This is a genomic window from uncultured Sphingomonas sp., from assembly GCF_902806265.1.
In the GTDB taxonomy this organism is placed as follows: domain Bacteria; phylum Pseudomonadota; class Alphaproteobacteria; order Sphingomonadales; family Sphingomonadaceae; genus Sphingomicrobium.
Genome location: NZ_CADCVZ010000022.1, coordinates 1 through 13,046, shown reverse-complemented (window position 1 = coordinate 13,046; position 13,046 = coordinate 1). Strand labels below are relative to the sequence as shown.

The following is a 13,046-nucleotide window of genomic DNA, read 5'->3' as shown; positions in this document are numbered from 1 at the left end:
GGTCACCGCGCGATGAGGATAAAATCGAGTTGCTGCATTGCGCCCATCTGCTTGCCGGCGAAGCGCTCGGGAACAGGTTGCGTTCCGATCGCCCAGGCCATGATATCGACGTCCTGCTCCTCCAGCAGCGCCGCAAACCAGGCGCGCTCGTCCGCGTCCCAGCCGGCGCTGTGCCGGTCGAAAAAGCCGCCGATCATCTTGTCCGCCTCACGCGTGCCGCGATGGTGCGCGCGCCAATGCAGACGCTTCAATTCGTGGTCTGATTGCATAGCGGCGAGATAGGGAGATTTCTTTGTCATTGCGAGCGGAGCGACGCAATCCAGGTCACTTCGGCAGAACACTGGATTGCTTCGTCGCTTCCCTCCTCGCAATGACGGAGACATGCGCCCCGAACTGCTCAATCCGCTGTTCACCGAAGTGGAAGCTCTGAAGGGTGTCGGGCCGCAGCTGGCCAAGGCGCTGCGCCGGCTTGGGCTGGAGCGGGCCGTCGATCTGCTATTCCACCTGCCGACCGGCGCGATCGAGCGGATCCGGGCGCCGGCGGCGAGCCCCGTGCTGCTCGGGCGCAACGTGGTGCTGGAGGTGAAACCGTTCGAGGCGCGGCAGAGCAGCGGGCGCGGGCCGACGCGTATCTATGCTGCTGACGGCGAGGGTAATGTAATCACCCTCGCGTTCTTCAACGCGGGCGGCTGGGCCAAGAAGCAGCTGCCGCTGGGCGAGCCGCGGATCGTGTCGGGGAAGCTCGAGGCGTACGGCGACCAGTGGCAGATGGTGCATCCGGAGGTGCTGGAGCCGGGTAAAGGAGCGGAGCCACCGCTGCGGGAGGCGGTCTACCCGCTGACCGAAGGGCTGACCAACAAGCGCTTGCGGGAGCTCGTCGCGGCGGCGCTGGAGCGCGCGCCGGAAGTGGCGGAGTGGGTCGAGCCGTCCGTGCTAGGCCGCGAGCGGTGGCGGCCGTGGCGCTCCGCGCTGGCCGAGGCGCACGCCGACCCGGAGGCAGGGTCGTCGCGCAAGCGGCTGGCGTACGACGAGATCTTTGCCAACCAGCTTGCGTTGCAGCTGCTGCGGCAGGTCAGCCGGCGCAAGCGCGGGTTGCCGCTGCAGGGCGACGGTCGCCTGTCCGCTCGGCTCAACCTGCCGTACGAGCTCACCGGTGCGCAGCGGCGGGTAGTGGAGGAGGTTCGCGGCGACATGGCCCAGGCCGCGCCGATGCTGCGGCTGCTGCAGGGCGACGTCGGGTCGGGCAAGACGCTGGTGGCGCTGCTTGCCATGCTGAACGCGGTGGAGGCGGGCGCGCAGGCGGCCTTGCTGGCGCCGACGGAGATCCTGGCGCGGCAGCATCATGCGACCCTGCTGCGGCAGCTTGACCAAATTGGGGTGCGGGTCGCGATCCTGACGGGGCGGGAGAAGGGGCGGGCACGGGACAGCGTGCTGATGGGCCTCGCTTCGGGCGAGATCGACATCCTCGTCGGCACCCACGCGATCTTCCAGGAGAAGGTCGGCTACCGGAACCTCGGCCTGGCGGTGATCGACGAGCAGCATCGCTTCGGTGTGTCGCAGCGGCTGCTGTTGTCGGCCAAGGCCGAGCGGCCGCCGCACCTGCTGGTGATGACCGCCACCCCGATCCCGCGGACGCTGACCCTGACACAGTATGGCGAGATGGACGTCAGCCGCATCGACGAGATGCCGCCCGGGCGCTCGCCGGTGGAGACGCGGGTGATTAGCGACGAACGGCTCGGCGACGTCATCGACGGGCTGGAGCGGCATGTGGCGGCAGGCGGACAGGCCTATTGGGTGTGCCCGCTGGTGGAGGAAAGCGAAGGCAGCGACGCCGCGGCGGCTGAGGAACGAGCAGCGGTGCTGCGCCAGCGCTTTCACGGTCAGGTCGGCTTGGTGCACGGGCGGATGAAGGGGCCGGACAAGGATGCCGTCATGGCGGCATTCGCGGCGAACCAGCTGGCGGTACTGGTCGCTACCACCGTGATCGAGGTCGGGGTGGACGTACCCAATGCGACGCTGATGATCGTAGAAGGCGCTGAGCGGTTTGGGCTCGCCCAGCTGCACCAGCTCCGCGGTCGCGTGGGGCGGGGCGAGGGCAAATCGACCTGCCTGCTGATCCGCGGCCAGACACTTAGCGAGACGGGGCGGGCGCGGCTGGCGCTGATGCGGGAGACCAGCGACGGCTTCCGCATTGCGGAGGAGGATCTGAAGCTGCGCGGGCCGGGCGAGATCCTGGGCACGCGACAGAGCGGCGAGGCGGCCTTCCGGCTGGCCACGCCCGAAATGCTGGGCGAGCTGGCGCCGCTGGCGACCGACGACGCTCGCCTGCTGCTCGACCGGGACGGTGGGCTCGCGGGCGAGCGGGGGCAGGCGGCGCGATTGTGCCTGTACCTGTTCGAGCGGGACCAGGCCGTGGATCTGCTGCGCTCAGGCTGAGACCAGCAGCCCGTGCTTCTTCTTACCCAGGCTGACCTTCACTTCGCCGGTGACCGGGACGGTCAGAGCAGGATCGCTCACGGGCCGATCGTCAACCCGCACTGCGCCTTCAGCGATCTTGCGCTTGGCCTCGCCATTCGAGGCGGAGAAGCCGAGGCCGGTAAGCGCCGCCAGGATGCCGATCTCACCGGTCACTTCCAGCCGCGGGAGGTCGGCTCCCGCACCGCCGGCCATAAACGTCTGCCGTGCGGTGGCGGCTGCGGCTGCAGCTGCCTCGCGCCCATGCAGCAAGGCTGTTGCCTCAGTCGCTAGTACCTCCTTGGCCGCGTTGATCTCGGCGCCGGGCAGGGCTTCGAGTCGCGCGACCTCCTCCAGCGGCAAGTCGGTGAACAGCCGCAGGAAGCGGCCGACGTCACCGTCCCCCGTGTTCCGCCAGAACTGCCAATAGTCATACGGGCTCAGCCGGTAGCCTTCGGGCCCGTCGGCGTTGAGCCAGACTGCCCCGCTCTCCGTCTTGCCCATCTTGCGCCCATCGGCCGTGGTGAGCAGCGGCGTCGTCACCCCAAACACCTCGGCGCCCGCGACACGCCGGGTCAGCTCGATGCCGTTGACAATATTGCCCCACTGGTCCGACCCGCCAAGCTGCAAACGCACGCCCGCGCGGCGATTGAGCTCCAGAAAGTCGTAGCCCTGCAGGATCATGTAATTGAACTCGAGAAAGCTCAGCGACTGCTCCCGATCGAGGCGCAGGCGCACGCTGTCGAAGCTCAGCATCCGGTTGACGGAGAAATGCTGGCCGATCTCCCGCAGGAACGGGATGTACTCGAGCCGGTCGAGCCATTCCGCGTTGTCCAGCAGCATGGCGTCGCTCGGACCGTCGCCGAAGTGGAGCAAGCGCTCGAACACCCGGCGAATACCAGCCACATTGGCTGCGATCTGCTCGTCGCCAAGCAGCTTGCGAGCCTCGTCCTTGAAGCTCGGATCGCCGATCTTGGACGTACCGCCGCCCATCAGCACCACCGGCTTGTGCCCGGCCTGCTGCAGCCGCCGCAGCATCATGATCTGCACGAGGGAGCCGACGTGCAGGCTCGGCGCGGTCGCGTCGAAGCCAATGTAGCCGCTCACGACTTCCCGCTCCGCCAGCGCGTCTAGCGCCGCAATGTCCGTCGCCTGGTGGATGTACCCGCGCTCATCGAGCAAGCGAAGGAGGGTGGAGCGGTGTTCTGGCATCGGCCGGTGCCTATCAACGCACATGCGGTTCGTCATCCCTTCTCGCGGAGAACCGATCGGGCATAAGGAGCCATGCACTTCCAATTGAAGCCCCACCCGGAGAGCCCCCCCGACGACCGGGAGATGACGATCGAAGTATGGCTGGACCGCTGGCCGGACGGGCGGGCGGAGCTGAGCTATCATCTTCATGCAGATACCGGCCGGATTTTGCTCCCGAGCGGACCAGCCCGCGGCCGCGCGGATGAGCTATGGCGGACGACCTGCTTCGAACTCTTCCTCCAGGACACCAGGGGGTACCGCGAGTACAACTTCGCTCCGTCCGGAGCGTGGGCGGCCTATGCTTTCGACGGCTATCGCTCCGGCCTGGGGGCGCTTGAGCCTGAGCACCACCCGCAGATCGGGGCAGATGATTTGGGCGACAGCCTCATCGTGGATGTGATCATCGACCTTGCTGGGGAGCGCCGCTTCGGCCTTTCCGCCGTGATCGAGGAAGTCTCCGGAACCAAAAGCTACTGGGCGCTCGCGCACCCGCCCGGCAGACCGGACTTCCACCATGACGCTTGCTTCGCCGCGACCCTGCCGCCAATCGAGCAGCCATGACCCTCTTCGGTATCGACCGCCTCCTCGCCGACCCCGACCTCCGCCGCCCGCTCGAGGGCAAGCGCGTCGCATTGCTCGCGCACCCCGCGTCCGTCACGCAGGATCTGTTCCACAGCCTCGACGCGCTCACCGCGACCGGACTTCGGCTATCGGCCGCCTTCGGCCCGCAGCATGGGCTGAAGGGCGACAAGCAGGACAATATGATGGAAACAACGGACGAGGTGGACGCCCGCCTCGGCATCCCGGTGTTCAGCCTGTACGGCGAGGTGCGGCGGCCGTCGGGGCAGATGATGTCGACCTTTGACACCATCCTCATCGACCTGCAGGACCTCGGCTGCCGCATCTATACCTTTGTGACGACCCTGCTCTACGTGCTTGAGGCCGCGGCGGAGCACGGCAAGAGCGTATGGGTGCTCGACCGGCCCAACCCCGCCGGCCGCCCGGTCGAGGGCACGCTGCTTCAGCCCGGCTGGGAGAGCTTCGTCGGGGCGGGGCCGATGGTCATGCGTCACGGTCTGACCATGGGCGAGATGGGGCATTGGTTCATCCGCCACTTCAACCTCGACGTCGATTATCGCGTGATCGAGATGGAGGGCTGGGGACCGGACGAGGGGCCGGGCCTCGGCTGGCCCGAGGACCGGGTGTGGATTAATCCCAGCCCCAACGCTGCCAGCCTCAACATGGCGCGGGCTTATGCCGGGACGGTGATGTTGGAAGGCGCAACGCTGAGTGAAGGCAGGGGCACGACAAGGCCGCTGGAGGTGCTTTTCGGAGCGCCGGACCTGAACGTGCGCGCGGTGCTCGCCGAGATGAACCGAATGGCGCCTGAGTGGCTCGCCGGCTGCAAGCTCCGGGAGGTTCATTTTGAGCCAACCTTCCACAAGCACGTGCACCAGCTCTGTGCCGGCCTGATGATCCACGCGGAAGGGCCGTTCTACGATCACGCGGCGTTTCGGCCGTGGCGGCTGCAGGCGCTGGCGTTCAAAGCGATCCGCCGTCTCCATCCCGACTACCCGCTGTGGCGCGAGTTCCCGTACGAATATGAGTTCGACAAGCTCGCCATAGACGTGATCAACGGCGGCCCGGGCCTGCGCGAGTGGGTGGACGATGCTGCGGCGGAGCCGGGCGACCTGGAGCGGCCGGTCGGTGCGGACGAAGCGGAGTGGCGCGACCAAATCGCCCCACTGCTTATGTACTGATTAGCACCGATGCGAAAAGTTTCGTTAAACAACCTTATGTAGCTGCGGCGGGTAGAGGAGCCGCGCTTGCTGCACCAACCGATCTTCGCCGCCTAGGTAAGCCGGGCCGAGCTGCTGGCGGCATTCAGCTATGCCCTGGACCTGACGGAAGGCCAGCCGGCCGGCCATTCGCTGCGCTCGTGCTGGATCGCGATGCGGGTCGGGCAGGCACTCCAGCTGAACGGGCCGGAACTCCGCGACCTTTATTATACGGTGCTGCTGAAGGACCTCGGCTGCAGCAGCAACGCCGCGCGAATCTGCGAGCTGTATGCAACCGACGACAGGGCGTTCAAGCACGGCTACAAGACCGTTGGCACGAGCTTGGCGTCGACGCTCTACTTCGTGTTCAGCCAAACGGCGCGCGAACGTAGGTTCCCCCGGCGCGTAAGCGCTGTCGGCAACATCCTGCTGAATGGACGCGAAATCGCGCAGGAGCTGATCGTATCGCGGTGCACCCGCGGCGCCGAGGTTGCTCGCATGCTGCGGTTCTCTCAGGTGGTCTGCGACGGCATCTACCATCTCGACGAGCATTGGGATGGGTCGGGCTGCGACGGCATCTACCATCTCGACGAGCATTGGGATGGGTCGGGCCGACCCGGGGCTTTGCGCGGGGCTGCAGTACCGCTCGGGTCGCAGCTCGCGCTGCTGGCGCAGGTTGTAGATGTCTTCCATACGCATGCCGGTCCGACGGCTGCCTTGGACGAAGCGCAGCGCCGGGCAGGCAGCTGGTTCGATCCATGCTTGGTGAGGACCCTTGAGAAGGTCTCCGCTGAACCGAGCTTCTGGTCGGCGCTTGGCTCACCGACCTTGGAACAACGGATCGTCCGTATGGCACCGCCAGATCAAGGCTTGGGTCTCGACGAAGATTATCTCGACGACATCGTCCATGCGTTCGGCCGAGTAGTCGACGCCAAGAGCCCCTACACTGCCAATCATTCGGCCCGGGTGGCTGGGTACGCGGGCAAGATCGCACGGTCGCTGGGCATCGATCCGGCGCGTACCCGCTGGCTGCAGCGGGCCGCGGCGCTCCACGACGTCGGCAAGCTGGGTGTGTCGAGTTCGATCTTGGAGAAGCCATCAACGTTGGACGATCGTGAGTGGGTGGAGATGCGCGAACATGCCACGCACACCCGGACGATCCTCCAGCGGGTCGGCGCATTGGCCGAGTTCGCGGATGTCGCCGCCGCGCACCGTGAGCGGCTCGATGGACGGGGCTATCCGCTCGGGCTGCAACAGGCGGCGATCGGCCGGGACACGCGGGTCATCACCACCTGCGACTATTTCGACGCGCTGACATCGGATCGGCCGTACCGCGCCGCCCTGCCGATCGAGAAAGCCATGGCCATCATCAGGTCCGAGGTGGGCGGCGCCATCGATCCGAATTGTTACGAAGCACTCGCCAGCGTCATAGGCACCGACTGAGGTCAGCGCTTCCGGCTGAGTTCCCGCATCGCCTCGTCGAGACCCTCAAGCGTCAGCGAGTACATGCGGTCGTCCATCAGCTGGCGGATCATCGCCGTGCTGGCGGAGTGCCCCCAATAGGCTTCGGGCGTGGGATTGATCCACGCGGCGCTCGGATAGGTATTCGTCAGCCGCTGCAGCCACACCGCGCCGGCTTCCTCGTTCATATGCTCGATCGATCCGCCTGGGTGGCTGATTTCGTACGGGCTCATCGCCGCGTCGCCGACGATCACCAGTCTATGGTCGTGGCCGAACTTGTGAAGGATGTCCCAAGTCGGCGTGCGGTCGGTGAAGCGGCGGCGGTTTTCCTTCCAGACGCCTTCGTAGATGCAGTTGTGGAAATAGAAATGCTCCAGATGCTTGAACTCGGTGCGGCAGGCGGAGAACAGCTCCTCGGCTTGGCGGACGTGCCCATCCATTGAGCCGCCGATGTCCAGGAAGAGCAGCAGCTTGACCGCGTTGTGCCGCTCGGGGCGCATGTGGACGTCGAGCCAGCCCTTGCGCGCAGTGCCGTCTACCGTGGCGTCTAGGTCGAGCTCGTCGGCGGCGCCCTCACGGGCGAAGCGGCGCAGGCGGCGAAGCGCGACCTTGATGTTGCGCGTGCCGAGTTCGCGGGTGCCGTCCAGGTCCTTGAATTCGCGCTTCTCCCACACCTTGACCGCGCGGCCGTGCCGGCCCGGGCCGCCGATGCGTACGCCTGCGGGATTGTAGCCGCCGTGCCCGAAGGGCGAGGTGCCGCCGGTGCCGATCCACTTGCTGCCGCCCTGGTGCCGTTCCTTCTGCTCCTCCAGCCGCTTCTTGAGCGTTTCCATGATCTCGTCCCAGGAGCCGAGCGATTTTATCTCCTCCATCTGCTCGGGGGTGAGATACTTCTCGGCGACGAGCTTCAGCCACTCCTCCGGGATCTCGGCGATGGGGTCGTCAAGGTCGGGGATCAGGCCTTTGAAGACCTCGCCGAACACCCGGTCGAACTTGTCGAGTTGACTCTCGTCGTGAACGAAGACGGACCGGGCAAGATAGTAGAACTGCTCGGGTTCCTGCCCGATCACCTCGGCGTCGAGCGCTTCCAATAACAGCAGATGTTCCTTGAGGCTGGCCGGGATGCCGCCGCGGCGCAGCGCTTCGACGAAGTTGATGAACATGGGTGTAATCCGTAGCGATCCGCCACGGTTAACGAAAGAGTAGGGCCTGACCGGCAGACCCTCCCTGTAAGAACAGCATAACGTGGGTTATTGAGATGGCGACTGCCGGTTTGGATCAGGTTACGGAAAAAGCGATCAGGGCGGTGGCGCGCGATTGCGGCTCCCTGTCAATCGAGTGTTCGGATGTGGCCGGCTACGTCGAGGACGTTTCGGCACGGATCGGCGATCACCTGAAAACGCTGGACACGCTGGAGGAGGTGACCACGCGCCTGCTGGCGGACCAGGCCCGGGTGTCCGACAGCACGGACGAAGCGCGGCTGTTGTCCGAGCAGGCCAAGGCCAAGCTCGACGCCGGACGCTTCGCCATCGAGGATACGATTGCAGGGTTCAAGGGCCTGACCGAATTGGTGGTCCAGCTCGGCGAGCGGATGGCCAGCTTCGCCACCGCAATGCACCAGGTGCAGGCCGTCTCCTCGACCATCGAGACCATCGCGCGCAAGACCAATATGCTGGCGCTGAACGCGACCATCGAGGCGGCCCGCGCGGGCGACGCCGGGCGGAGCTTCGCGGTGGTCGCGGCCGAGGTCAAAAAGCTGGCCCACGATACCCGCGCTGCGACCAGCCAGATTGCGCTTACCGTGGGCGAGCTCACCCGGGAAGCGGGCGCCGTCACGACCGAGATCAAGTCGGGCGTGGAGCGGAGCCGGGCGGCCCAGCAGGGCTTCAGCCAGATCGGCGAGACCGTCCGCGAAGTCAGCGAGATCGTCGGCATGGTGGATCGCCAAACCGAAGGCATCGCCCACTCGACCAGCCTCATCCAGACCAGCGTCGACCGGGTCAAGGCGAGTCTGACCGACTTCTCCGCAGACGCACGGGAAAATGGCGGCGCGCTGGTGAAAGCGCACAAGCGGCTGACTTCGCTCGAGATGATGTCCAACGTCATGCTGAATACGCTGGCGAACTCAGGCGCCGAGATTGACGACACCCCGCTGCTGGCCAGGTCGCAAGAATATGCACGGGAGATCGCGTCGACCGTCGAGCAGGCGCTCGACCGAGGCGAGGTCGGCCTCGAGGAGGTGTTCGACCGCAACTACCGCGAGCGGCCGGGCAGCAACCCCAAGCAGTTCGACACTGCGTTCTGCGACTATGCCGACCGCGCGATCCGCCCGGTGCTGGACCGGGTTCAGCGCGGCGACAGCCGAGTGCTCGGGACCAGCATCGGCGACATGAACGGGTACCTGCCCACCCACATGTCCGAACGCTCGCAGCCGCAGGGCAGCGACCCGGTGTGGAACGATGCGCACTGCCGCAATCGGCGGGTGATGATCGACGACCAGACCCGCTTTGCTCTCAACAGCAAAGAACCGACCTTGATGACCTACCGACTGATGCGCGGCCAGGAGAAGATCCCGGTCAAGAGCCTCTACATCCCCCTGTTCATCAAGGGACGGCGGTGGGGCAATTTCGAGGTCGCCTACCGCGACGACTAGTCCTGGGCGGCAGCCCAACCCTAGCTTTTGCGCCGCGCCATGAATGCCAGCCGTTCGAACAGCATCACGTCCTGTTCGTTCTTGAGCAGCGCGCCGTGGAGCGGCGGGATGGCCTTGGTCGGGTCGCGGTTCTGCAGCACGTCCAGCGGCATGTCCTCGTGCAGCAGGAGCTTCAACCAGTCGAGCAGCTCGCTGGTTGACGGCTTCTTCTTGAGGCCGGGTACGTCGCGCACGTCGTAGAACAGGTCGAGCGCCTTGCCGACCAGGATTCGCTGGATGCCGGGAAAGTGCACTTCAACGATCCGTTCCATGGTGTGGCGGTCGGGGAAGGCGATGTAATGGAAGAAGCAGCGACGGAGGAACGCGTCTGGCAGCTCCTTTTCGTTATTGGAGGTGATCACCAGCACCGGGCGCTCGGCCGCCGCCACCGTCTCACCGGTTTCGTAGACGTGAAACTCCATGCGGTCGAGTTCCTGGAGCAGGTCGTTGGGGAACTCGATGTCGGCCTTGTCGATCTCGTCGATCAGCAGCACCGGCAGCTGCGGCGAGGTGAAGGCGTCCCACAGCTTGCCGCGGCGAATGTAGTTGGCGATGTCGTGCACCCGCGGGTCGCCGAGCTGTCCGTCGCGAAGCCGGGCGACCGCGTCATATTCGTACAAGCCCTGATGCGCCTTGGTGGTGCTTTTGACGTGCCATTCGATCAGCGGCGCCCCCAGCGCATCGGCGATCTCATGCGCGAGCACGGTCTTGCCGGTGCCGGGCTCGCCCTTGACGAGGAGCGGGCGGCGGAGCTTCACCGCGGCGTTGACGGCGACCTTGAGGTCCTCGGTCGCGACGTAAGAGGATGTGCCTTCGAAACGCATGCGGCGGCCCTAGAGGGGACGCCGTGGCTTTAGAAGCCCTCGCGTGCCTCGCTGCGCGCCTCCAGCAGGTCCCACAGCGCGCGATGCTGCAACAGGATCTGCTCGGCGCCGAAGCGGATCGCGCGCTCGGTGGCGACGGCTGTCGCGGCCGAAGTCAGCACCGTTTCGATCGAGCGTTCGTCGGGGAGCTCGCTGGGCGGGACGTCGGTTCCAGCGCGCAGCGCAGCGCGGTCGAGCAGCGGGCGGATGCTCCGCCAGTCGCTCACCAGCGCGGCGGCCGCGCCAAGGGCGCATCCGCACCGTTCGGAGCGGGCGAGGGTCTCGAGCGCGTGGCGCTGGGCCAGGATGGCGGCCTCGGTTTCCGCATTGCCGTGGGTCGACGGCAGCGGGCCGACCGCCGCGGTGAGGCGAAGGAGGTACAGCCGTTCGCGCTCCCAACCCTCCGCCGCGGTGGACAGCCAGCCATGCGCGGACAGAGGCGAGCCCGCAACCGCAAGCTCGACCAGCCCCGGAGGGCGGCCGTGGAGGCTGCTTAGCAGATGAACGGCGTCCGCCAAGTCGCGCGGCTCCACGATCACGGGAACGGCGCCCAGGTCCTCGACCCAGGGATGGCAGCCACTGCCGGCCGCGGCGAGCCGGGCGGCATGCGAGTCGGCGGCTGATGGGAGCACCCGCTCCGCCAGTAAGTCCGCCGCCATGCCTGCTCCTTCCTCCGTCGAACCGCCGACAGTGTTGAGCGCCACTCCTACTCGCCGCGCGTAAAGAGCCGGTTTATGCGGCGGTAAGCTCTTGTTCGGAGAGGTTACGATCCGTGCCGCAGCGGGACGGCTCAGACGTTTAGCGCGGTCCCTGCATGCGCTTCTTGGCCGCATCCTCCGCCTTGATCCGCTCCCGAACGCCGCCGCTGACCGTTCCAGTGCCGCGCATCGGCTGGTAGAGGTTGCCCGCGGTGGCGGGCTCGGGCAGGCCCTCCGCCAGCTCCGACCGCTGCACGTCCGCGGAGATCCGCTCGACCAGGTCGGGCAGCAGGTCGTGCGCGATCAGCGCGCCGCGGGCCTTCCACCCGGCCGGCATCTCCTCACGCGGGCGAAGGGAAGCGCGGACCAGCGTGTTCACCACCACGGACGGATCGTCGATCATCACCATGCGCAGGGTCCGCCCGCTGTAATTCGCGGCGTGGTGCCACAAGGGCGTGTCGACTGCGTAGGGCATGACTGTCGCCACCTTGACCCGCCGTCCGACCCCGGCATGACGCAGCTCCTGATTGAGCGAGCGCCCCATGCTGAGCACCGCCGCCTTGGTGCCGGCGTAGACGGAGTGGTAGGCCAGCGGCACCTCGCTTTCGACCGAGCCCATGTTGACGATCGTTCCATGGCCTTGCGGAACGAAGCGGCGCAGCGCAGCGTGCGTGCCATGGACCACGCCCTTGACATTGGTGTCGATCAGCCGGGAATAGTCGGCGACCGGGATCTCCCAAAAGCGGCCGACCGCCAGCCCGCCTGCGATGTTCATCCAGACGTCGATCCGGCCGAACCGCCGGGTCGCGGCGTCCGCTAGCGCTTCCACCTGCTCAGGCCGGCTCGCATCGGTCGGCACGACCAGTGCCTGGCCGCCACCCCGGCGGATCTCGGCCGCGACCTCCTCCAGCAGCTCCGCCCGGCGCGCCGCAACAACCACATTGGCGCCGCTCTGTCCAAGCTTGACCGCGGCCCCTCGTCCGAATCCGCTGGAGGCGCCGAGCACCACAAAGGTGCGCCCGGAAAGCTGCCGCTGGTCCGACGCGCTGAGCCGGCCGGTGGTGGCGCAGGCGGGAAGGGCGAGCGCCGCAAGGAGGGCGAGGATGCCGCGCATCAGGACAGCCTGCATGGAAGGCCTCTCCGACTTAAGGTGAGAAGAGGACTACGAAGCGCGCGAGTGGCTGTTCCACAACATGGGTTGGCAGGCGTTGCTCTTCACGACGGGAGGCAGATCAGAAACCTTCTTGTGCGTCCCGCTTCGCAGCCGCGAGTCGCTCATAACGGGCCGCCAAGTCGCGGTGCAATGATGCCGCGACTTCATCATCCCGCCCTGTTGCCAAGGCCAATTCCTCGGACGCCCGGCGCGAGTAATAGGCGGAGTCGGTCTCCCGCGGTCGGCGAACTACTCGCCGGACCGAGTCCTCGCTGCTGACCCGGTGATACGGAACGCCATGCAATCTCTGATGTTCGCTCATCGTCTTCACCCTCTTGCAAGGAGAGAGCTAGGGAGCAGCAGCGACGTTGAAATTAACCATGGTTAGAAAGTCGCTGATGATGGCGAAATATTTGTGCCCGTTTGATCAAATACAAACAGGAGCAGGCCGAACAAAGCGCGCCGGGGCGAAGTGAAATGCTTGGGCGGGTTATCCGGAAGACTTGATGCTCAGGGTTGGCCGATCGGGACTTTCCTCGACTTCTCGGCCGCCGCGCGCTTCACCTTCGGCACTGTCGATCGCTTGCAGCAAGCTGCCAAAGCAAGGCGATTCGTCGACCGGCCAGAGCTGGTCCAGCGAGCCACGCAGCACGAGCAGGTCCGACGGCTTCATCGATCCCACGGCAATGACCCGGC

At 66.3% G+C, this 13,046-nt stretch carries 12 protein-coding genes; 5 read left to right on the top strand and 7 right to left on the bottom strand.

The features are described from left to right. Window positions 1-2: 2 nt before the first annotated feature. Window positions 3-269: a succinate dehydrogenase assembly factor 2 gene (locus tag QZX62_RS05195; protein WP_294172705.1), complete on the bottom strand. Its 267-nt coding sequence runs from the start codon at window positions 267-269 to the stop codon at window positions 3-5. Window positions 270-381: 112 nt separating this feature from the next. Between QZX62_RS05195 and recG the strand changes: the two genes are divergently transcribed. Beyond that, window positions 382-2,436 carry an ATP-dependent DNA helicase RecG gene (gene recG / locus QZX62_RS05190; RefSeq protein ID WP_294172704.1) on the top strand — a complete coding sequence of 685 codons (2,055 nt, stop codon included), beginning with the start codon at window positions 382-384 and terminating at the stop codon, window positions 2,434-2,436. On the opposite strand, the gene tyrS is transcribed toward recG, so the two are convergent. Beyond that, complete coding sequence (tyrS, locus tag QZX62_RS05185) at window positions 2,428-3,666, bottom strand: tyrosine--tRNA ligase (RefSeq protein ID WP_294172702.1); 1,239 nt, start codon at window positions 3,664-3,666, stop codon at window positions 2,428-2,430. The genes recG and tyrS overlap by 9 nt on opposite strands. Window positions 3,667-3,738: 72 nt before the next feature. Between tyrS and QZX62_RS05180 the strand changes: the two genes are divergently transcribed. The 3 genes from QZX62_RS05180 (at window position 3,739) to QZX62_RS05170 (ending at window position 6,926) form a co-directional block, all read left to right on the top strand. Then, window positions 3,739-4,266 carry a DOMON-like domain-containing protein gene (locus QZX62_RS05180; protein WP_294172700.1) on the top strand — a complete coding sequence of 176 codons (528 nt, stop codon included), beginning with the start codon at window positions 3,739-3,741 and terminating at the stop codon, window positions 4,264-4,266. Beyond that, window positions 4,263-5,465, top strand: coding sequence for a DUF1343 domain-containing protein (locus QZX62_RS05175; RefSeq protein WP_294172698.1), 1,203 nt, complete (start codon window positions 4,263-4,265; stop codon window positions 5,463-5,465). Before QZX62_RS05180 ends, QZX62_RS05175 begins: the two co-directional genes overlap by 4 nt. Window positions 5,466-5,657: 192 nt before the next feature. Then, the gene (locus QZX62_RS05170) at window positions 5,658-6,926 is read left to right on the top strand and encodes an HD domain-containing phosphohydrolase (protein WP_294172695.1); all 1,269 of its coding nucleotides are present in this window, start codon (window positions 5,658-5,660) and stop codon (window positions 6,924-6,926) included. A 2-nt stretch (window positions 6,927-6,928) separates the two neighbouring features. On the opposite strand, the gene QZX62_RS05165 is transcribed toward QZX62_RS05170, so the two are convergent. Further along, window positions 6,929-8,107, bottom strand: coding sequence for a VWA domain-containing protein (locus QZX62_RS05165; RefSeq protein WP_294172693.1), 1,179 nt, complete (start codon window positions 8,105-8,107; stop codon window positions 6,929-6,931). Between the two features lie 95 nt (window positions 8,108-8,202). On the opposite strand from QZX62_RS05165, the gene QZX62_RS05160 reads away from it, so the two are divergent. Then, a complete protein-coding gene (locus tag QZX62_RS05160; protein ID WP_294172692.1) occupies window positions 8,203-9,597 on the top strand; it encodes a methyl-accepting chemotaxis protein in 1,395 nt (464 codons plus the stop codon). 20 nt (window positions 9,598-9,617) lie between these two features. Here QZX62_RS05160 and QZX62_RS05155 read toward each other — a convergent pair whose 3' ends face one another. From QZX62_RS05155 to QZX62_RS05140, 4 genes are all read right to left on the bottom strand, one after another. Then, on the bottom strand, window positions 9,618-10,460 hold the full coding sequence (locus QZX62_RS05155; RefSeq protein ID WP_294172691.1) for a MoxR family ATPase: 843 nt from the start codon (window positions 10,458-10,460) through the stop codon (window positions 9,618-9,620). A gap of 29 nt (window positions 10,461-10,489) precedes the next feature. Next, window positions 10,490-11,158, bottom strand: a complete 669-nt coding sequence (locus QZX62_RS05150; RefSeq protein ID WP_294172690.1) for a hypothetical protein — start codon at window positions 11,156-11,158, stop codon at window positions 10,490-10,492. A gap of 139 nt (window positions 11,159-11,297) precedes the next feature. Next, on the bottom strand, window positions 11,298-12,326 hold the full coding sequence (locus QZX62_RS05145; RefSeq protein ID WP_294172689.1) for an SDR family NAD(P)-dependent oxidoreductase: 1,029 nt from the start codon (window positions 12,324-12,326) through the stop codon (window positions 11,298-11,300). A 514-nt stretch (window positions 12,327-12,840) separates the two neighbouring features. Beyond that, the coding region (locus QZX62_RS05140) for a hypothetical protein (protein WP_294172688.1) at window positions 12,841-13,046 on the bottom strand (206 nt) is incomplete at its 5' end.

What these genes read in the sequence shown, in the direction of transcription:
- QZX62_RS05195 (WP_294172705.1), bottom strand. Translation starts at nt 269, where the DNA reads ATGCAATCAGACCACGAATTGAAGCGTCTGCATTGGCGCGCGCACCAT.
- QZX62_RS05145 (WP_294172689.1), bottom strand. Translation starts at nt 12,326, where the DNA reads ATGCAGGCTGTCCTGATGCGCGGCATCCTCGCCCTCCTTGCGGCGCTC.
- QZX62_RS05155 (WP_294172691.1), bottom strand. Translation starts at nt 10,460, where the DNA reads ATGCGTTTCGAAGGCACATCCTCTTACGTCGCGACCGAGGACCTCAAG.
- QZX62_RS05160 (WP_294172692.1), top strand. Translation starts at nt 8,203, where the DNA reads ATGGCGACTGCCGGTTTGGATCAGGTTACGGAAAAAGCGATCAGGGCG.
- recG (WP_294172704.1), top strand. Translation starts at nt 382, where the DNA reads ATGCGCCCCGAACTGCTCAATCCGCTGTTCACCGAAGTGGAAGCTCTG.
- QZX62_RS05150 (WP_294172690.1), bottom strand. Translation starts at nt 11,158, where the DNA reads ATGGCGGCGGACTTACTGGCGGAGCGGGTGCTCCCATCAGCCGCCGAC.
- QZX62_RS05170 (WP_294172695.1), top strand. Translation starts at nt 5,658, where the DNA reads ATGCGGGTCGGGCAGGCACTCCAGCTGAACGGGCCGGAACTCCGCGAC.
- QZX62_RS05165 (WP_294172693.1), bottom strand. Translation starts at nt 8,107, where the DNA reads ATGTTCATCAACTTCGTCGAAGCGCTGCGCCGCGGCGGCATCCCGGCC.
- QZX62_RS05175 (WP_294172698.1), top strand. Translation starts at nt 4,263, where the DNA reads ATGACCCTCTTCGGTATCGACCGCCTCCTCGCCGACCCCGACCTCCGC.
- QZX62_RS05180 (WP_294172700.1), top strand. Translation starts at nt 3,739, where the DNA reads ATGCACTTCCAATTGAAGCCCCACCCGGAGAGCCCCCCCGACGACCGG.
- tyrS (WP_294172702.1), bottom strand. Translation starts at nt 3,666, where the DNA reads ATGCCAGAACACCGCTCCACCCTCCTTCGCTTGCTCGATGAGCGCGGG.